Origin of the sequence: Undibacterium umbellatum, from assembly GCF_014284125.1 — a bacterium.
Lineage (GTDB): Bacteria > Pseudomonadota > Gammaproteobacteria > Burkholderiales > Burkholderiaceae_D > Undibacterium > Undibacterium umbellatum.
Map to the genome: position 1 here is coordinate 26,192 of NZ_JACOFX010000014.1, position 18,624 is coordinate 44,815.

Below are 18,624 nucleotides of genomic sequence, written 5' to 3' on the forward strand. Positions count from 1 at the left end.
CGTTATTGAATTAAATCAGCATCCAAGTACAACCTTAGCTTCACCATTTTGATCAAGAGAGTTAGCCGTGTTTCCTACGCCCGAACAAATTAAAAATTACATTGCAGCTGGTCTGGAATGTACGCACCTGGAAGTCGAAGGCGACGGCCAGCATTTCAATGCAGTGATCGTGTCTGCCGCCTTTGTTGGCAAGCGCCCGATACAGCGTCATCAAATCGTCTACGCCGTGCTGGGTGACCGCATGCGTGAAGAAATACATGCCCTTTCCATGAAAACCCTGACGCCTGAAGAGTACGCTGCATAATGGATAAATTATTGATTACAGGCGGCAAACGCCTGAATGGTGACATCACGATTTCCGGCGCAAAAAATGCTGCACTTCCTATCTTGTGCGCAGGCTTGCTGACGTCGGGCAATGTGGAATTGCATAATGTACCTTCGCTGCAAGACGTCAGCACCATGTTGAAATTGCTGCGTCAGATGGGTTTGCAAGTCACGCAGGAAAATGGTGTGACCACTCTTAATGGCTCCGCCATAGACAAACTCGAAGCACCGTATGACCTGGTGAAAACCATGCGCGCATCTATACTCGTGCTAGGCCCTTTGCTGGCACGTTTTGGTGAGGCCAAGGTATCCCTGCCTGGTGGTTGCGCGATAGGCTCGCGCCCTGTTGATCAGCACATCAAGGGCTTGCAAGCCATGGGTGCCGAGATCAATATTGAAGCTGGTTACATCCACGCCAAGGCCAAGAAACTCAAAGGTGCACGCATCGTCACTGACATGATTACCGTGACAGGCACCGAGAATTTGCTGATGGCCGCTACTTTGGCCGAAGGTGAAACCGTGCTGGAAAATGCCGCACGTGAACCAGAAGTCACTGACCTCGCCAACCTGCTGGTGGCCATGGGTGCGAAGATTGAAGGCATAGGCACAGACCGCCTCGTCATACAGGGCGTTGAGAGTTTGCATGGCGCGACCCACACCGTGATTGCTGACCGCATAGAGACGGCAACCTTCCTGTGTGCAGTGGCTGCCACCGGTGGTGACATCACCTTGAAAAACACACGTAGTGACATCCTCGATGTCGCGCTCGACAAATTGCGTGAAGCAGGCGTGATATTGACGACAGGCCCAGACTGGATACGTGCGCAGATGAGTGGCCGCCCCAAGGCGGTTGGTTTCCGCACGACGGAATACCCTGGCTTCCCGACTGACATGCAGGCGCAATTCATGGCGCTGGACTGTATCGCCCAGGGTACCAGCATCGTCACTGAAACGATCTTTGAAAACCGCTTCATGCATGTACAGGAAATGAACCGCCTGGGTGCGAAGATAGAAATCGACGGTCATACTGCGATCGTGAATGGTGTCGACAGACTTGTCGGAGCGCCAGTCATGGCAACTGATCTGCGTGCATCCGCGTCGCTGGTGATCGCTGCCATGGTGGCAGAGGGTGAAACCCTGATTGACCGCATCTACCATCTGGACCGCGGCTATGACCGCATGGAAGTCAAACTCTCCGCAGTTGGTGCACAAATACAGCGAGTCAAATAATGTCTTCACAACTGACATTGGCCTTGTCCAAGGGCCGCATCTTTGAAGAAACACTGCCATTGCTGGAGGCGGCAGGCATACGCGTGACGGAAGATCCAGAGAAGTCGCGCAAGCTGATACTGGCGACCAATGATCCTGACGTGCGCGTCATCATCGTGCGTGCATCGGATGTGCCTACCTATGTGCAATATGGCGCGGCTGATTTTGGCGTGGCAGGCAAGGATGTCTTGCATGAACATGGTGGAGCAGGCCTGTACCAGCCTATCGATTTAAACATAGCCAAATGCCGCATGTCAGTTGCAGTGTCAGTGGGTTTTGATTATGAAAATGCCGTGCGCCAGGGAGCGCGCCTGCGCGTTGCTACCAAGTACACCGAAACTGCGCGTCAGCATTTTGCTGCCAAGGGTGTGCACGTCGATCTGATCAAACTGTATGGCTCGATGGAGCTGGCACCACTGGTAGGGTTGTCAGATGCGATTGTTGATCTGGTCAGCACCGGCAGCACCCTACGCGCAAATAACCTGGTGGAAGTGGAACACATCATGGAAATTTCTTCGCGTTTGGTAGTTAATCAGGCTGCCCTGAAACTGAAGCGTGAACGCCTGCAACCCATATTGGAAGCATTTGATCGTGCTTCCAAGGCAAATGCATAATTGACCAAGAGAACAGTATGGCATCCCTGATTACCCGGCTTGATACTACCGATGCAGATTTTTCCAGAAAACTGACTTCACTTCTGGCTTTTGAAGCGAGTGAAGATGAGGCGATAGACCGCGCCGCTGCGCAGATTTTGGCCAGCGTCAAAACCAGTGGCGATACCGCAGTGCTGGAAGCGACCAATCGTTTTGATCGTCTGAATGCTAGCAGCGTTGCCGCGCTGGAGTTAACGCAAGAAGAGATGCAGGCTGCATTGGCATCGCTGAATACAGAACGCCGCACTGCGCTGGAAACGGCAGCAGCACGTGTACGCGCTTATCACGAAATTCAGAAGGCAGAATGTGGCTCAGCCGGTTTCAGCTATACCGAAGCTGACGGCACCGTGCTCGGCCAAAAAGTCACCCCACTGGACCGTGTTGGCATCTATGTGCCAGGCGGCAAGGCTGCTTACCCATCTTCCGTATTGATGAATGCAATACCGGCCAAGGTGGCAGGCGTCAAAGAAATTATCATGGTCGTACCTACGCCAGACGGTGTAAAAAATCCGCTGGTATTGGCAGCTGCCGCGATTGCCGGTGTTGACCGCGTGTTCACAATTGGTGGTGCCCAGGCTGTCGGCGCTTTGGCTTATGGTACGGCGACAATACCTGCTGTCGATAAGATCGTTGGCCCCGGTAATGCCTATGTGGCTGCGGCCAAGCGCCGTGTGTTTGGTGTGGTCGGCATAGATATGATTGCCGGTCCGTCCGAGATTTTGGTCTTGTGCGATGGCACGACTGACCCTGACTGGGTTGCCATGGATTTGTTTTCGCAAGCTGAACATGATGAACTGGCGCAATCCATTTTATTATGCCCGGATGAAACCTATATCGAAGCAGTGCAGGCCAGCATCATCAAGCTCTTGCCTGATATGCCGAGGAATGAAGTGATACGCACTTCACTGGCCAATCGTGGCGCACTGATCAAGGTGCGTGATATGGATGAAGCCTGCGAAATCGCCAATAGCATCGCGGCAGAACATCTGGAAATTTCCGCAGAAAATCCTCAGCAATGGGCAGAAAAGATACGCCATGCCGGTGCCATGTTCCTCGGTCGCTATTCATCTGAATCCCTGGGTGATTACTGCGCTGGCCCCAACCATGTCTTGCCAACTTCACGCACGGCGCGTTTCTCTTCACCGCTAGGTGTCTATGATTTCCAAAAACGTTCATCGATGATTTTCGTCAGTGAACAGGGCGCGCAGACCCTGGGCAAGGTAGCGGCTGAACTCGCTTATGGCGAAGGCTTGCAAGCCCATGCCCGTAGCGCAGAATTTCGGCTCAAGTCATGAAAGCGAAACTGCTGCCAGTTATGAATACCCGCATATGATGGCTGAATGGCGTAACCAGGTTTTTTGTGAAGACGCGCTGCAAGGTCTGGCGCGTTTGCCCGATGCCAGCATCGATTTATTGCTGGCTGACCCACCTTATGGTCTGGGCAAGGATTATGGCAATGAATCAGACAAGATGGAGTCGGCGGCTTATCTGGAATGGATGGCGCAGTGGATAGACTTGGCGCTGCCCAAGCTGAAGGCGAATGGCAGTCTTTATATCTTTCTGACCTGGCGTTATTCGCCAGAAGTCTTTGTCATGCTCAAGCAGCGCATGAGCATGATGAATGAAATCATCTGGGACAGGCGCGTGCCATCCATGGGCGGTACGGTTAGGAAGTACTCGTCGGTACATGACACGATAGGTTTTTTTGTCAAAGCCAAGGATTACTATTTTGACCTGGATGCCATACGCATACCGTATGATGCAGCCACCAAGAAAGCTCGCAGCCGCAAGATTTTTGAGGGTGCAAAGTGGCTGGAAATGGGATTCAATCCCAAGGATGTCTGGAGTGTTTCGCGCCTGCACAGAGAGCATGCCGAACGTGAAGAACATCCTACCCAAAAACCGCTCGAAATCATCGAGCGCATGATCAAGGCTTCCTGCCCACCAGGCGGTGTTGTACTCGATCCCTTCATGGGCAGCGGCACCACCGCCGTAGCTGCCAAACGTTGTGGGCGTGATTTTGTCGGATTTGAATTAAATCCCGACTATTGCGCAATGATAGAAAATCGCCTGGCCTTGATCGACACGGAAGCACTTTCTGCCTGATTTGTGTTGAGACTTGGTCTGCGTGATTTTCTAAGAGGTTGTTGCGAAGTTAAGATGGCTAGGCGCCCCCGGCTAGGCGCCCCCGGCTAGGCGCGCCGACGCAGACAGTGCTTTAGCACGGCAAGGAGGTGCAACAACGCCAGGTTAATTTCGCAACAGCCTCTTAGTACTAGTCCTGAACATGGAGCAAAAATTGAGCATCACCAAACTGATACGCCCTGAAATAGCCAGTCTGTCCGCTTATCACGTGCCGGACGCCAGTGGCTTACTGAAGCTGGATGCGATGGAAAACCCTTACCTGCTGCCCCCTGCTATGCAACAGGAACTGGCCAACCATCTGGCAGGCGTGGCATTGAATCGTTATCCACAACCGGCCTATGCCAGCCTCAAACAATTGATTGCTGACAAACTAGGCGTACCTGCCGGCCATGACATCGTTCTTGGCAATGGCTCGGATGAACTCATCAGCATGGTTTCCATCGCCTGCGCCAAACCGGGTGCCAAGGTGCTGGCACCGGTGCCGGGCTTTGTCATGTATGCCATGTCAGCCCTGTTTGCCGGGCTGGAATTTGTTGGCGTGGACCTGAACTCTGATTTCACGCTGAACCAGGCGGCCATGCTGGCAGCCATAGCTGAGCATCAACCAGCCATCACCTATCTGGCTTACCCCAATAATCCTACCGGCACGCTTTACGAGGCTGACGATATGGTCGCCATCTTGCAGGCAGTTGGTGATAATGGCATCGTCATTGTCGATGAAGCCTATCAGCCCTTTGCCCAGGCCAGCTTCATGTCACGTCTGGCAGAGTTTGATAATCTGGTCGTCATGCGCACTGTCTCCAAGCTGGGCCTGGCGGGCATACGTCTTGGTTATATGGCGGGCAATAATGCCCTGATGCATGAATTTGAAAAAGTGCGCCCGCCTTACAACATCAATGTCCTGACGCAGGCAGCAGCAGAATTTGTACTGGCCAGGGTAGAAGTACTGGATGCCCAGGCAGCAGAATTGCGCCAGCAACGCACTGAGTTAATGGCCGCGATGGCAAGCTTGCCAGGCGTGCAAGTCTTTCCTTCTGCTGCCAATTTTGTGCTGATACGTGTTGCGAATGCCGAACAAGTCTTTGTGAAATTACGCGAACAAAAAATTTTAGTCAAAAATGTAGGTAAAATGCATAATCTGCTGGGTAACTGTCTGCGCATTACAGTCAGTACCCGGGAAGAGAATGCTCTTTTTCTTGCTGCCCTGGCAGCATCTTTATCATCAAAATGAATAAGCCCATAGAACGCATTGCGGCGGTTACCCGCAATACCAATGAAACACAAATCCGTGTTGCCATCAATCTGGATGGCACAGGCCAGCAAAAACTCAATACCGGCGTCCCTTTTTTGGATCATATGCTGGATCAGATTGCCCGTCATGGCCTGATCGATCTGGACATAGAAGCCGTCGGCGACTTGCATATTGATGCTCACCACACGGTAGAAGACGTTGGTATTACCCTTGGCCAGGCCTTTGCCAAGGCGATTGGTGATAAAAAAGGCATACGCCGTTATGGTCATGCTTATGTGCCTCTGGACGAGGCATTATCACGCGTGGTCATCGACTTTTCCGGCCGTCCAGGCCTGGAATACCATATCCCGTTCACTCGCGCCATGATAGGCAATTTTGATGTAGACCTGACCCGTGAATTTTTCCAGGGTTTCGTCAATCATGCTTTAGTCAGCTTGCATATCGATAACTTGCGCGGCGACAATTCTCATCATCAATGTGAAACTGTATTCAAAGCCTTTGGCCGCGCCCTGCGCATGGCGACTGAGCTGGATGCGCGTGCGGCAGGAACCATACCCTCGACCAAAGGCAGCCTTTAATCGCAATACAGATAGCAGATACCAGCCCGGCTGGTGATCCATTATGAATAAAATTGTTGTAGTAGATTATGGTATGGGTAATTTGCGCTCAGTAGCGCAAGCCCTGCGTGCCGTGGCCCCTGAAGCGAATGTGCTGATTTCTGGCGAAGTCGCCGATATCCGTAGCGCAGACCGCATAGTTTTGCCCGGGCAGGGCGCCATGCCGGATTGCATGAGCTGCCTGCGTGAATCAGGCTTGCAAGATGCCTTGCTGGAAGCTGCCCGCAGCAAACCGCTGTTTGGTGTTTGCGTCGGTGAACAAATGCTGTTTGATGTGAGTGAAGAGGGTAATACGCCCGGTTTGGGCCTGTTGCCCGGTAAAGTGGTACGCTTTGCACTGGATGGACTATTGCAGGCAGATGGCTCGCGTTACAAAGTTCCACAAATGGGCTGGAACCGTGTGCAGCAATCGCAGTCTCATGCCTTGTGGCAAGACATTGCTGACGATGCCTATTTTTATTTTGTGCATAGCTATTATGCCCAACCTGCAGATGTACAACATGCGGTCGGTATGACGGATTACGGTGGCCTGTTTGCCTGTGCAGTGGCGCGCGACAATATCTTTGCTACCCAGTTTCACCCAGAAAAGAGTGCATCGGCTGGCTTGCAACTGTATAAGAATTTTGTACACTGGAAACCATAAGTGGCTATGTAATGTCTTATGTAAATTGTTTACTCTGATTGTTAACTGGTATTGTCCGTTCTAATTGTCTTCTCTTATTGTTTAATTGACGTCCCTACTTTTTCTCATATCATGCTGCTCATCCCTGCTATAGACCTGAAAGATGGCCACTGCGTACGCCTTAAACAAGGCGATATGGACCAGGCTACCGTATTTTCTGAAGACCCTGCCGAAATGGCGCGCCATTGGCTGCGTCAGGGCGCGCGTCGTCTGCATCTGGTGGATTTGAACGGCGCTTTTGCCGGCAAGCCCAAGAACGAGGCGGCGGTCAAAGCCATCATACAAGCGGTGCGTGATTACGCAGAAGAAACCGATACCGAAGAAATCCCGGTACAACTCGGTGGCGGCATCCGTGACCTTGATACCATAGAACGCTATCTTGATGATGGCCTGTCCTACATCATCATAGGCACCGCTGCAGTCAAGAACCCAGGCTTTTTGGCCGATGCATGCAGTGCCTTCCCAGGCCAGATCATTGTCGGCATTGATGCCAAGGATGGCAAGGTAGCTACTGATGGCTGGAGCAAATTGTCGGGCCATGAAGTCATCGACCTCGCCAAGAAATTTGAAGGTTATGGCGTGGAAGCCATTGTCTATACCGACATAGGCCGTGACGGCATGATGGGTGGCGTGAATATTGAGGCCACTGTCAAACTGGCGCAAGCTGTCAGCATTCCCGTCATCGCTTCTGGCGGCGTGCATGTACTGGCCGACGTCGAAGCCCTGTGCGCTGTGCAGGACGAGGGTATAGAAGGTGTGATTTGTGGCCGTTCGATTTATGAAGGCACGCTGGATTTGTTGTCTGCACAAGACCGTGCCGATGAGCTCAGTGGTGAATTCGATGATGAAGAAGAGACTGAATGAGCTTAGCCAAACGTATTATCCCTTGTCTGGATGTGACCGCTGGCCGCGTCGTCAAGGGCATTAATTTTCAGGAGCTGCGCGACGCCGGTGACCCGGTAGAAATCGCCCGTCGTTATGACGGGCAGGGCGCTGATGAAATTACTTTCCTCGATATCACAGCATCGTCGGATGGCCGCGACCTGATCTTGCCTATTATCGAAGCCGTGGCTTCGCAAGTGTTCATACCGCTGACTGTTGGTGGTGGCGTTCGTACGGTGGCTGATGTACGCCGTTTGCTCAATGCTGGTGCCGACAAGGTGGGTATCAATACTTCTGCCGTGACCAATCCGCAATTGGTGGCAGATGCGGCGCATAAGTATGGTTCGCAATGCATAGTCGTAGCTATTGATGCAAAAAATGTGGGGCCAGGCAAATGGGAAGTGTTCACCCACGGTGGCCGTAATGCCACCGGTCTGGATGCAGTCGAATGGGCGCAGCGCATGGCCAAACTCGGTGCAGGAGAAATCCTGCTGACCAGCATGGACAAGGATGGTACCCGTTCGGGTTTTGATCTTGGCCTCACTCGTGCAGTGTCAGATGCAGTATCGATACCCGTCATCGCTTCTGGTGGCGTCGGTGGTTTGCAAGACCTGGCCGACGGTATCAAAGTGGGCGGTGCCGATGCGGTACTGGCTGCCAGTATCTTCCATTATGGACAACATACAGTAGGCGAAGCAAAACAATTTATGGCTGCACAACATATCCCCATGAGGTTGTCATGAGCGCGGCAAAATGGTTGAACAAGGTCAAGTGGGATGAAAACGGGCTGGTGCCTGTCATCGCCCAGGAAGCTAGCAGTAATGACATATTGATGTTTGCATGGATGAACCGCGATGCGCTGACTAAGACCGTGGAACTGGGTGAAGCTGTGTACTGGAGCCGCTCGCGCAAGAAACTTTGGCATAAGGGCGAAGAATCAGGCCATGTCCAGAAGGTTAAAGAAATTCGCATCGATTGTGACGAAGACGTGGTCTTGCTGAAGATAGAACAGACCGACAGCATTGCCTGCCATACTGGTCGTCATTCCTGCTTCTTCCAGAAGTTCGAAGGTAGCCTCAATGATGGTGACTGGCAAGCAGTTGATCCGGTCTTGAAAGATCCGGAAAGTATTTACAAATGAGTATATTGTTATGATTGTTTCCCAAGAGCAGACCTTGCAGCGTCTGGCAGAGATCATAGAAAGCCGCAAGCTGGTCAATGGCGGCGACCCCGAGATATCCTATGTGGCCCGCCTGTTTTCCAAGGGTGACGATGCCATCTTGAAGAAAATAGGCGAAGAAGCAACAGAAACCGTCATGGCTGCCAAAGACGCGCGAGTATCAGGCGATGCGTCCAAGCTTTTATATGAGTGCGCCGACTTATGGTTTCATTCGCTTGTCATGTTAGCGCAGTATGATCTCAGCCCTCAGCAGGTGCTGGATGAGCTGGCAAGGCGTGAAGGTATTTCTGGCATTGAAGAAAAAGCGGCACGCAAGGATGCGTGAACATAAATATACGTCTTGTTGAGGAACGGATAAAACGTGGATAACTGCATTTTTTGTAAGATCGCTGCAAAACAAATTCCTTCTGCCAGTGTTTATGAAGATGAAGAATTGCTTGCCTTTAAAGATATCAACCCGGCTGCCCCAGTGCACTTGTTGATTATTCCCAAAGTTCATATCGATACTTTGTCTTCGATACAGCCAGAACATACAGCCTTATTGGGTAAAATGCTGGCGCTGGCCCCAAAGCTGGCGCAAGAGCAGGGTTGTGCGCCAGTGCAGCAGGCTGATGGCAGTTTGTCTGGCGGTTATAAAACCCTCATCAACACCGGGCCAGATGGTGGGCAGGAGGTGTATCATTTGCACATGCATGTGATAGGCGGTCCCAAGCCCTGGCGCGGACAGCGCTGATTGAGTTGCCACCGCATCAGTTCGTGTTTGGCAATGCAAGCTTTAATCATATTTTTCGAGAGCAAGACTCTCACAGGGAGTAAGTAATGGGTTCATTTAGTATTTGGCACTGGCTGATCGTTCTGGTTGTCATCGTGCTGGTGTTTGGCACCAAGAAGCTGGGTAATGTCGGTTCTGATCTGGGCAAGGCCGTCAAGGGTTTCAAGGATGGCGTCAAGGGTGACGAAGACAAAACTGATGCACCTCAGCAGGTTGCTGACAAGGGCACCATCGACGTAGAAGCAAAAGACAAATCCAAGCTGTGATGTATTTCCCTTGCACTGACGTGCAGCCCTCACCCGGGTTGCCAGCATGATCGATCTGGGTATCAGTAAGCTGGCTCTTATAGGCGTGGTTGCCCTGATCGTTATTGGTCCTGAAAAATTGCCCAAGGTGGCAAGGATGGCTGGCACTCTGCTGGGTCGCGCTCAACGTTATATCAATCAAGTCAAGTCTGAAGTCAGCCGCGAAATCGAGCTGGAAGAATTGCGCAAGATGCAAAAGGATGTACAGGATACCGCTCACAATGTAGAGCAATCCATACACCAGACCTGGTCAGAAACCGAGCAGGAGTTGCGCAATCTGGACCAGGAAACCGATACCAGCTTGTTACACACCGCCACGCCCGAGCAACTGGCGGTTAAGGCTAAAGACTTCCGCCGTAAAAAACTTGCCCGCACTTCGGCACTGCCTGCCTGGTATAAAAACCGCCATGGCCAGCGCCAACATATTGTCTCTGGATCAGCAAGAATGGCGCGTCACCGTGCCACTCCCCGCTCCGGCGGCAGCTTCTTTTAATTTTCGCTTATGTTTTTGCGTTTTTATAATTTGGCGGTATTCGCATGAGCGATGACAAGGAACATAGCCCGGAAGAGAGTTTTATCTCGCATCTGGTTGAATTGCGCGACCGTCTGGTCAAGATACTTGGGGGGCTGATTCTGGCCTGTGCCGCATTGATGATATGGCCCGGGCCGTCGGCGATTTACGACTTTCTGGCACAACCCATGCTGGCGTCTTTACCAGCAGGATCGAAAATGATCGCGACTGGTGTTATTTCGCCATTTTTGGTGCCAATGAAAGTGACTTTGCTGCTGGCTTTCATGGTGGCCTTGCCATGGATCTTGTACCAGGTCTGGGCCTTCATCGCGCCTGGCCTTTACACCCATGAAAAGCGACTGGTAGCACCGCTGGTGATTTCTTCATCCCTGCTGTTTCTTAGTGGCGTGGCATTTTGTTATTTCCTGGTGTTTGGCCGTGTTTTCAAATTCATCAATGAATTTGCGCCTACCTCGATTAGCATTGCGCCGGACATAGAAAATTACCTGGATTTCATTATTTCCATGTGCCTGGCCTTTGGCGTGACCTTTGAGGTTCCAGTGGTGGTCGTGGTGCTGGTGCGCGTGGGCCTGGTATCGCTGGAAAAACTCAAGGCCATCCGTCCTTATGTCATCGTTGGTGCTTTCGTGATTGCCGCCATCGTGACACCACCAGATATCGTCAGCCAGTTTTCACTGGCCGTACCGATGATACTGTTATATGAATTAGGTTTGCTGATTGCCCCGCTGTTTGTCAGGGCAACCCAGGCACCACCTGCGGCCGATGAATCCAGCGGCAGTTAATCAGGCTGAGCGCAACCAGCTTACCAGTGGCATTGCGCTGCGGTAAGCTGTCAGCAGGGTGGTTTTCAATTCGTCGGTATCCATGCCCATGAGTGGGCACTCTGTCCACACCATGAAATTCTTCAGTTTGATCTGATCCATATGCGGCAGGTCGGCATCAAAGCCTTTGGGCGGGCGCTGCAGCTTGCCTTCATCCTGCAGGGTGCCAAAATACTGTTTCAGCTTCTTGTCTTTCAAGACCTTGGCAAAACCATCCGGGTCAGCCACGATGTGATTGCGTATCGCCTTCAGCCGGTCTGACGGTGGCATGTATTCGCCGCAGGCGTAGAACAGGCGGCCCGTTCCATCCATCTGGAAATAATACGCAGGGCCACCGCCTTCGCTGGGCTTCTTGCGTCCGCTGGGGAGGATGGAAGAAGAGAAGGTGGTTTTATACGGCGATTTGTCATGCGCAAAACGCACATCGCGGTTGATGCGAAACAGCGCCTTCTTCGGTTCCAGACCTGTGATGGCAGGATCAAATTTGCTGATGTCGGCAATCAGCTCAGTCACCAGTTGCAAAAATTCTGCCCGCAAAATGTCATAGCGTGGTTTGTTCATGACGAACCAGGCGCGGTTATTGTTCTCGCCCAGTTCGGACAAATAAGCTTGCAAGTCTATCAAATGCATGGATTTCTCTATTCCCTGGCTTCTTCTTTGCGCACTGAAGGGCGTTTGCCGATCAAGACTTCGAGGGTCGGTTCTTTGGTATCACGCAAGACGGTGATCTTGGCTTTGTTGCCTGGCTTTAGTTGCGCCACCAGGTTTAGCATCTGGGTGGTGTCACCGACCGGCTTGCCTTCGATCGCGATCAGGATGTCACCGGGCTTCATCCCAGCCTTATCCGCCGGGCCGCCACGGATCACGCCTGCGATAATGGCACCGGATTTTTGTTTCAGGCCAAAGCTGTCAGCCAGTTCTGGCGTGATATCTTGTGGCTCCACACCTATCCAGCCTCGCACTACATGGCCATTGGTAATGATGGATTCCATCACCAGTTTGACGGTAGATACAGGAATGGCAAAACCTATGCCTACCGAACCACCAGTTTGCGAATAAATTGCCGTATTGACACCCAACAGATTGCCATTCACGTCCACCAGCGCGCCACCTGAGTTGCCAGGGTTGACCGCGGCATCAGTTTGTATGAAGTTCTCAAAGGCATTCTCGGTCAAATTATTGCGGCCCAAAGCCGAGATAATGCCCATGGTGACAGTCTGGCCTACACCAAAAGGGTTGCCGATAGCGAGGACGACATCGCCGACACTTGCCTGGTCAGCGCGCCCCAGGGTAATTGCTGGCAAATTTGGTAAATCAATCTTGATGACCGCCAGATCGGTCTCCGGGTCGGTACCGACCAGCTTGGCGCGGGCCTTGCGGCCATCTGCCAGGGCAACTTCGATATCGTCGGCGGTTTCCACGACATGGTTGTTGGTCAGAATATAGCCTTCTGAACTGACGATCACGCCCGAGCCAAGACTGGACAAGCGCTCGGCCTGTGGGTTTTGCTGATCACCAAAGAAGCGCCTGAGGAAGGGGTCGTTCAAGAGTGGGTTGCGGCGCTGGCGTACTTCTTTCGATGTGAAAATATTCACCACTGACGGCATGGCACGTTTGGCAGCAGCGCCATACGAACTTTGCGCGGGCACGCTATTGGCAGGTGCTTCCTTGATCGGGGCACCTGCATTCAGCGTCTGGGTTTGCCTGGTGTTATAAGCAGCTTTCACCCAATCGGGTTGCAAGGTGGTTACAATAAACCAGATCGCCAGACCTACAGTAACAGTTTGGGCAAACAATAACCAAAGACGACGCATAGTGAGTATGAGTATGAAATCAGTGAATCGGGAAGACTTGGCGCAATTTCTTGCAAAAGAACTGCAAGTGAATTACTTTCGTGATTATTGCCCAAACGGCGTGCAGGTGGAAGGGCGCAACACGATTAAGCATATAGTCAGCGGCGTGACCGCCAGTTTAGCATTATTGGAAAAAGCCGTGGAAATGCAGGCCGATGCCATCCTTGTGCATCATGGTTATTTCTGGCGCGGTGAAGATATGCGCGTCATCGGGCAGAAACAACGGCGCCTGAAACTCTTGCTGGAACATGATATTTCCCTGTTCGCCTACCATTTGCCGCTGGATAACCATGCCGAGCTGGGCAATAACATCGGTCTGGGCCGCCGCCTGGGCTTTACTGCTGACGGTCGCTTTGGTGAAAATGATCTGGCCTGGCTGGGTACTGTGGATGATCGCGCAGTCGCTACAATGGCTGACCTGGCCCTGCATATAGAGTTGAAGCTGGAGCGCAAACCCTTACTGATCGGCGACCCTGCTGCTCCAGTTGGCCGCGTCGCCTGGTGTACTGGCGCTGCCCAGAATATGCTGGATCAGGCGATTGCTGCCGGGGCGTCGGTGTATCTGAGTGGTGAAATTTCCGAGCCTACTGTTCACCTGGCACGCGAATCAGGTGTCGCTTACATCGCCTGTGGCCATCATGCAACCGAGCGTTTTGGGGTACAGAGTCTGGGGGACTTTATCGCTGCTCAGTTTGGAATCAAACACAGCTTTGTGGATATTGATAATCCGGTGTGAGTGCCAAGTCTGGTGGTCTCCTGCTGATCGGGCAGGAGCTACACTCATTATTCGTGTGTTGAAAGACTGAGAACTGCCAGCTTTCAGCTTACTTCTTCAGCGAATCCCTGATCTCACGTAACAGCAAGATATCTTCCGCAGTGACTTCAGGTGCCTGTTCCGCTGCAGGCTCAGGCTTTTTCAGTGCATTGACTAGTTTCACCATCTGGAAAATAACAAATGCCAGGATAACGAAGCCCACGCTGACAGTGATAAAATTACCATAGGCTATCACACCGCCCGCTTTTTTCGCTTCCACCAGCACCAGATGCGTGCCCTGGCCATTCAGCGGGATGTAGTAATTGGAAAAGTCCAGGCCACCGACAATGCGACCGATGACAGGCATGACGATATCACCCACCAGAGAGTCAACGATCTTGCCAAAGGCAGCGCCGATGATGACGCCGACAGCCAGGTCAACCACATTGCCGCGGCTGATAAAGGTTTTGAATTCTTGCAACATAGCCATAGAAATTCTCCTGTTGAGAGGCTGATAAAAAGCTGAAAAAGAGTGTGTTTTGGTGCAAAATAAGCTACAAAAATGCATGTCCAAAATTTAAGTTGCACGATTTTAATGTGCAAAGTACAGGAAAAGCTTGCAGATTTTTGTCAATTTTCTTTTCTCACAGATTTTAAATATTTAATACCTCTCGTGATTTTGTGCTGAAAGCACAATTTCAACCAGCCCGAACAAGCAAATGGGGCTTGAATTGTTGAAAAATGCCAGCAAGTTGGCGTTTCGGATATCTTTTTCTTTAAAACCATATCCGGGTCATTTATAATTTAAGGTTGCTAGAAGTTGGGTTTTGCTTCATCAAGTTTTGATTATTGACAGATTGGGGTTGGTATGAGTATCGAAAAGCAGGTCGATTCCGGCCGTCGCGGTTTACTCGTCGCCACTTGCGCGGCGGGTGGTGTGGCTGGCTTGGCAACGGCAGGTGCGCTGGTAAGCACTTTCCAGCCATCCGAGCGCGCTAAGGCTGCAGGTGCGCCGGTGGAAGTGGACATTTCGTCCTTGAAACCGGGCGAAATGCAAACAACAGAATGGCGTGGTAAGCCAGTATGGATTCTGAAACGCACACCAGAAATGATGGACAGTCTGAAAAAGACTGAAGACAAGGTTGCCGATCCAAAGTCGGAAAAGCCTTACACCATGGATATGCCAGAGTATTGCGACAAGCAAAGCCGCGCCCGCAAAGAGCATAGCGACATTCTGATCGCCGTCGGTATCTGCTCACATCTGGGTTGCTCCCCAATCTCCAAATTCCAGGAAGGCATACAGCCATCCCTGCCGGATGACTGGAAAGGCGGTTTTCTTTGCCCATGCCACGGATCGACTTTCGATCTGGCGGGTCGTGTATATAAAAACAAGCCAGCCCCACAAAATCTGGATGTGCCTCGTCACATGTTTTTATCGGACACCAAAATCATCATCGGTAAAGATGAGAAAGGCGAGGCTTAATCATGGCATTTGTTGAGAAAAAACTCCCGGCAGACGCACCTGTCGTGGACAAGGCCTTGAACTGGGTCGATTCCCGTTTTCCGCTGACTAAATTGTGGAATGATCAATGGGGCAAGTATTACGCTCCAAAGAACTTCAATTTCTGGTACATCTTTGGTTCCCTGGCGATGCTGGTGCTGGTTATCCAGATCGTCACAGGTATATTCCTGGTTATGCATTACAAACCAGATGCAACGCTGGCGTTTGCGTCGGTTGAATACATTATGCGTGATGTGCCCTGGGGCTGGCTGGTGCGCTACATGCACTCTACTGGCGCGTCGGCATTCTTCATCGTCGTGTACCTGCACATGACACGTGCCTTCCTGTACGGTTCTTACCGCAAGCCACGTGAACTGATCTGGTTGTTCGGTTTCGCGATTTTCCTGTGCCTGATGGCCGAAGCTTTCTTCGGTTACCTGCTGCCATGGGGTCAGATGTCTTACTGGGGGGCTCAGGTGATTGTTAACCTGTTTGGTGCCATTCCTTTCATCGGCCCTGATCTGTCTTTGTGGATTCGTGGTGACTATGTAGTGTCTGACGCAACATTGAACCGCTTCTTCTCTTTCCACGTGATCGCGATTCCTCTGGTCTTGCTGGGCCTGGTGGCTGCTCACTTGATCGCCTTGCATGAAGTGGGTTCCAACAATCCCGACGGTATCGAAATCAAGGACAATATCGGCCCTGATGGTCATCCTGTTGATGGCATACCTTCTCACCCCTACTACACTTTCCACGATATCTTTGGCGTGACTGTGTTCCTGACGATTTTCAGTGCAGTCGTGTTCTTTGCACCAGAAATGGGTGGTTACTTCCTTGAGTACAACAACTTCATTCCAGCGGATTCTTTGAAAACGCCTCCGCATATTGCACCAACCTGGTATTTCACACCTTTCTACTCGATCCTGCGTGCAACGACTTCCGAGTTCCTGTTCGTAGTGCAAGCTGGTGCTGTTGCTTATGTTGCACTTATCTGGCTGACCACCAAGTTGCCACAAATGCTGAAGATAGCAATTGCAGCAATTGCATTGATTGCCATTGCTGGCATGATGCCAGGTGCACTGGATGCAAAATTCTGGGGTGTGGTATTGTTCGGCGGTTCTGTCATGATACTGGCACTGTTGCCATGGCTGGATGTGTCCCCGGTCAAATCGATACGTTACCGTCCTGACTGGCACAAGTATGTCTACATCGTGTTCGGTATTGCCTTCGTTACCCTGGGTTACCTCGGTGTGCAGGCGCCATCGCCGGCGGGTGAGCGTGTTTCCCAGGTTTGCGCAGTCATCTACTTCGGCTTCTTCATGCTGATGCCATGGTGGAGTGCGATGGGAACATTTAAGCCCGTGCCCAAGCGCGTTACATTTGCAGCGCACTGAGAATTAGCGAGGAAGAATAAGCATGAAATTACTTAAAAAACTGATCGCTGTGCTGGCATTTGCACCTGCAATGGTGTTGGCGGCTGGTGGCACTTTCCCTTTGGACAGCGCACCTGATCGTTCTACCGATATGGCCGCATTGCAAAACGGTGCCAAGTTGTTCGTCAACTATTGCCTGAACTGCCACTCTGCTTCTGCCATGCGTTACAACCGTTTGAAAGATATCGGTTTGACAGATGACCAGATCAAGCAAAACTTGCTGTTCACTGGAGAAAAAGTTGGCGACCTGATGAAGACCACCATGTCAGCCAAGGATGCCAAGGAATGGTTTGGCGCAGTACCGCCTGATTTGTCCGTAATTGCCCGTGCCAAAGCCTCAGGTGATGGTACTGGTGCTGACTGGATTTACACTTATCTGCGTACTTACTACAAAGATGATTCCCGCCCAAGCGGCTGGAACAACAAAGTGTTTCCTAGTGTGGGCATGCCGCACGTATTGTGGGAATTGCAAGGCGTACAAGAAGAAAAGGTAGTGGAAGAAAAAGATCCACACGATGCATCCAAAAAGGTGCACAAGTTTGTTGGCTTTGATCTGGTTAAACCAGGCACGATGAACAAGATAGAGTATGACAATGCAGTCGGTGACCTGGTTGCCTACATGCAGTGGATGGGTGAGCCAGCACAAAGCACGCGCAAGCGTCTGGGCGTCTGGGTCCTGTTGTTCCTGGCAACACTGGCGACTCTGGCTTGGCGTTTGAACGCGTCTTACTGGAAAGAAGTAAAATAAATGTAAGGTTTCCGGCTTGCGCTATTCATAGTACGAGCCAGGAATTTTTTGAGATCGTCCGTTTTTCTCCGTCGTAGACGGACGTGTAATCCCAGGGGTGAGGTGCGCAAAACTGGCTCCTCGCCCCGATCGTTTCTAAGGAACTATAAAAATGATGGTTCTCTACTCGGGTACAACCTGCCCATTTTCTCAACGTTGCCGCCTGGTGTTGTTCGAAAAAGGCATGGATTTTGAAATCCGCGATGTTGATCTGTTTAACAAGCCTGAAGATATCTCGACCATGAATCCTTATGGTCAGGTGCCTATCCTGGTTGAACGTGAATTGATATTGTATGAATCCAATATCATCAACGAGTACATAGACGAGCGCTTCCCGCATCCGCAACTGATGCCGGCAGACCCGCTGCAACGCGCCCGCGCACGTCTGATGCTGTTCAATTTTGAAAAAGAATTGTTCATCCACGTCCACACTCTGGAAAACGACAAGAATACTGCGTCGGCCAAAGTGCAGGATAAGGCACGCGCAGAAATCCGCGACCGCCTGACCCAGCTCGCACCTTTGTTCGTCAAGAACAAATACATGCTGGGCGATGAATTCTCCATGCTTGACGTGGCGGTTGCCCCATTGTTGTGGCGCCTCGATCACTACGGTATAGAATTGTCGAAGACAGCAGCACCTTTGATGAAATATGCAGAACGTATTTTCTCTCGTCCTGCCTACATCGAAGCACTGACGCCATCTGAAAAAGTCATGCGCAGATAAGCACGACTTTTCAGGATAAGATAACAAGGCTGATGCATATCAGCCTTGTTGTTTTTGGGCACTACGCCTATGCTTAAAGTAGCCCTGAAAGCATCTTTTACGGCATTTTCTTGTTGCACACTTAGTTGTAAACTTAAC

24 protein-coding genes are annotated in these 18,624 nt (G+C 51.4%); 21 read left to right on the forward strand and 3 right to left on the reverse strand.

All coding sequences use genetic code 11. The features are described 5' to 3' along the window. Window positions 1–67: 67 nt before the first annotated feature. The 16 genes from H8L47_RS21155 (at window position 68) to tatC (ending at window position 11,395) form a co-directional block, all read left to right on the forward strand. Window positions 68–304: a BolA family protein gene (locus tag H8L47_RS21155; protein WP_186955590.1), complete on the forward strand. Its 237-nt coding sequence runs from the start codon at window positions 68–70 to the stop codon at window positions 302–304. Beyond that, complete coding sequence (gene murA / locus H8L47_RS21160) at window positions 304–1,554, forward strand: UDP-N-acetylglucosamine 1-carboxyvinyltransferase (RefSeq protein WP_186955591.1); 1,251 nt, start codon at window positions 304–306, stop codon at window positions 1,552–1,554. The genes H8L47_RS21155 and murA overlap by 1 nt, the downstream gene beginning before the upstream one ends. Further along, complete coding sequence (hisG, locus tag H8L47_RS21165) at window positions 1,554–2,207, forward strand: ATP phosphoribosyltransferase (protein WP_186955592.1); 654 nt, start codon at window positions 1,554–1,556, stop codon at window positions 2,205–2,207. The genes murA and hisG overlap by 1 nt, the downstream gene beginning before the upstream one ends. A gap of 17 nt (window positions 2,208–2,224) precedes the next feature. Continuing rightward, entirely contained in the window at window positions 2,225–3,541 is a 1,317-nt protein-coding gene (hisD, locus tag H8L47_RS21170) for a histidinol dehydrogenase (RefSeq protein WP_186955593.1), read from the forward strand. A 37-nt stretch (window positions 3,542–3,578) separates the two neighbouring features. Continuing rightward, window positions 3,579–4,352 carry a DNA-methyltransferase gene (locus H8L47_RS21175; protein ID WP_186955705.1) on the forward strand — a complete coding sequence of 258 codons (774 nt, stop codon included), beginning with the start codon at window positions 3,579–3,581 and terminating at the stop codon, window positions 4,350–4,352. A gap of 181 nt (window positions 4,353–4,533) precedes the next feature. Then, entirely contained in the window at window positions 4,534–5,622 is a 1,089-nt protein-coding gene (gene hisC, locus H8L47_RS21180) for a histidinol-phosphate transaminase (RefSeq protein WP_186955594.1), read from the forward strand. Continuing rightward, window positions 5,619–6,221 (forward strand): imidazoleglycerol-phosphate dehydratase HisB, encoded by a 603-nt coding sequence (hisB, locus tag H8L47_RS21185; RefSeq protein WP_110256500.1) that lies wholly within the window; start codon window positions 5,619–5,621, stop codon window positions 6,219–6,221. Before hisC ends, hisB begins: the two co-directional genes overlap by 4 nt. Before the next feature lie 43 nt (window positions 6,222–6,264). After that, window positions 6,265–6,903 carry an imidazole glycerol phosphate synthase subunit HisH gene (gene hisH / locus H8L47_RS21190; RefSeq protein WP_186955595.1) on the forward strand — a complete coding sequence of 213 codons (639 nt, stop codon included), beginning with the start codon at window positions 6,265–6,267 and terminating at the stop codon, window positions 6,901–6,903. Window positions 6,904–7,014: 111 nt separating this feature from the next. After that, the gene (gene hisA, locus H8L47_RS21195; protein ID WP_110256502.1) at window positions 7,015–7,806 is read left to right on the forward strand and encodes a 1-(5-phosphoribosyl)-5-[(5-phosphoribosylamino)methylideneamino]imidazole-4-carboxamide isomerase; all 792 of its coding nucleotides are present in this window, start codon (window positions 7,015–7,017) and stop codon (window positions 7,804–7,806) included. Then, entirely contained in the window at window positions 7,803–8,567 is a 765-nt protein-coding gene (gene hisF, locus H8L47_RS21200; RefSeq protein ID WP_186955596.1) for an imidazole glycerol phosphate synthase subunit HisF, read from the forward strand. The genes hisA and hisF overlap by 4 nt, the downstream gene beginning before the upstream one ends. After that, entirely contained in the window at window positions 8,564–8,965 is a 402-nt protein-coding gene (hisI, locus tag H8L47_RS21205) for a phosphoribosyl-AMP cyclohydrolase (RefSeq protein WP_186955597.1), read from the forward strand. The genes hisF and hisI overlap by 4 nt, the downstream gene beginning before the upstream one ends. 10 nt (window positions 8,966–8,975) lie before the next feature. Beyond that, window positions 8,976–9,329 (forward strand): phosphoribosyl-ATP diphosphatase, encoded by a 354-nt coding sequence (locus H8L47_RS21210; RefSeq protein WP_186955598.1) that lies wholly within the window; start codon window positions 8,976–8,978, stop codon window positions 9,327–9,329. 36 nt (window positions 9,330–9,365) lie between these two features. After that, entirely contained in the window at window positions 9,366–9,737 is a 372-nt protein-coding gene (locus H8L47_RS21215) for a histidine triad nucleotide-binding protein (protein WP_186955599.1), read from the forward strand. Window positions 9,738–9,823: 86 nt separating this feature from the next. Continuing rightward, complete coding sequence (tatA, locus tag H8L47_RS21220) at window positions 9,824–10,042, forward strand: Sec-independent protein translocase subunit TatA (RefSeq protein ID WP_186955600.1); 219 nt, start codon at window positions 9,824–9,826, stop codon at window positions 10,040–10,042. A 46-nt stretch (window positions 10,043–10,088) separates the two neighbouring features. Beyond that, window positions 10,089–10,574 (forward strand): Sec-independent protein translocase protein TatB, encoded by a 486-nt coding sequence (tatB, locus tag H8L47_RS21225; RefSeq protein ID WP_186955601.1) that lies wholly within the window; start codon window positions 10,089–10,091, stop codon window positions 10,572–10,574. 44 nt (window positions 10,575–10,618) lie between these two features. After that, window positions 10,619–11,395 carry a twin-arginine translocase subunit TatC gene (gene tatC / locus H8L47_RS21230; RefSeq protein WP_186955602.1) on the forward strand — a complete coding sequence of 259 codons (777 nt, stop codon included), beginning with the start codon at window positions 10,619–10,621 and terminating at the stop codon, window positions 11,393–11,395. On the opposite strand, the gene H8L47_RS21235 is transcribed toward tatC, so the two are convergent. Continuing rightward, the gene (locus H8L47_RS21235) at window positions 11,396–12,064 is read right to left on the reverse strand and encodes a DUF2461 domain-containing protein (RefSeq protein ID WP_186955603.1); all 669 of its coding nucleotides are present in this window, start codon (window positions 12,062–12,064) and stop codon (window positions 11,396–11,398) included. Between the two features lie 8 nt (window positions 12,065–12,072). Beyond that, window positions 12,073–13,248, reverse strand: a complete 1,176-nt coding sequence (locus H8L47_RS21240; RefSeq protein ID WP_186955604.1) for a Do family serine endopeptidase — start codon at window positions 13,246–13,248, stop codon at window positions 12,073–12,075. Between the two features lie 7 nt (window positions 13,249–13,255). Here H8L47_RS21240 and H8L47_RS21245 point away from each other — a divergent pair, with 7 nt between their 5' ends. Next, window positions 13,256–14,023, forward strand: coding sequence for a Nif3-like dinuclear metal center hexameric protein (locus tag H8L47_RS21245; protein WP_186955605.1), 768 nt, complete (start codon window positions 13,256–13,258; stop codon window positions 14,021–14,023). Window positions 14,024–14,111: 88 nt separating this feature from the next. Here the strand turns inward: H8L47_RS21245 and mscL are convergent, their stop codons facing one another. After that, entirely contained in the window at window positions 14,112–14,531 is a 420-nt protein-coding gene (gene mscL, locus H8L47_RS21250; protein ID WP_305262868.1) for a large conductance mechanosensitive channel protein MscL, read from the reverse strand. A 378-nt stretch (window positions 14,532–14,909) separates the two neighbouring features. Here mscL and petA point away from each other — a divergent pair, with 378 nt between their 5' ends. From petA to H8L47_RS21270, 4 genes are all read left to right on the forward strand, one after another. Further along, complete coding sequence (petA, locus tag H8L47_RS21255; RefSeq protein WP_186955606.1) at window positions 14,910–15,524, forward strand: ubiquinol-cytochrome c reductase iron-sulfur subunit; 615 nt, start codon at window positions 14,910–14,912, stop codon at window positions 15,522–15,524. Then, complete coding sequence (locus H8L47_RS21260; protein WP_186955707.1) at window positions 15,524–16,936, forward strand: cytochrome b; 1,413 nt, start codon at window positions 15,524–15,526, stop codon at window positions 16,934–16,936. Before petA ends, H8L47_RS21260 begins: the two co-directional genes overlap by 1 nt. 22 nt (window positions 16,937–16,958) lie before the next feature. Next, window positions 16,959–17,723, forward strand: a complete 765-nt coding sequence (locus H8L47_RS21265) for a cytochrome c1 (protein WP_186955607.1) — start codon at window positions 16,959–16,961, stop codon at window positions 17,721–17,723. Between the two features lie 151 nt (window positions 17,724–17,874). Beyond that, window positions 17,875–18,486, forward strand: a complete 612-nt coding sequence (locus H8L47_RS21270; RefSeq protein WP_110256517.1) for a glutathione S-transferase N-terminal domain-containing protein — start codon at window positions 17,875–17,877, stop codon at window positions 18,484–18,486. Window positions 18,487–18,624: the final 138 nt, after the last annotated feature.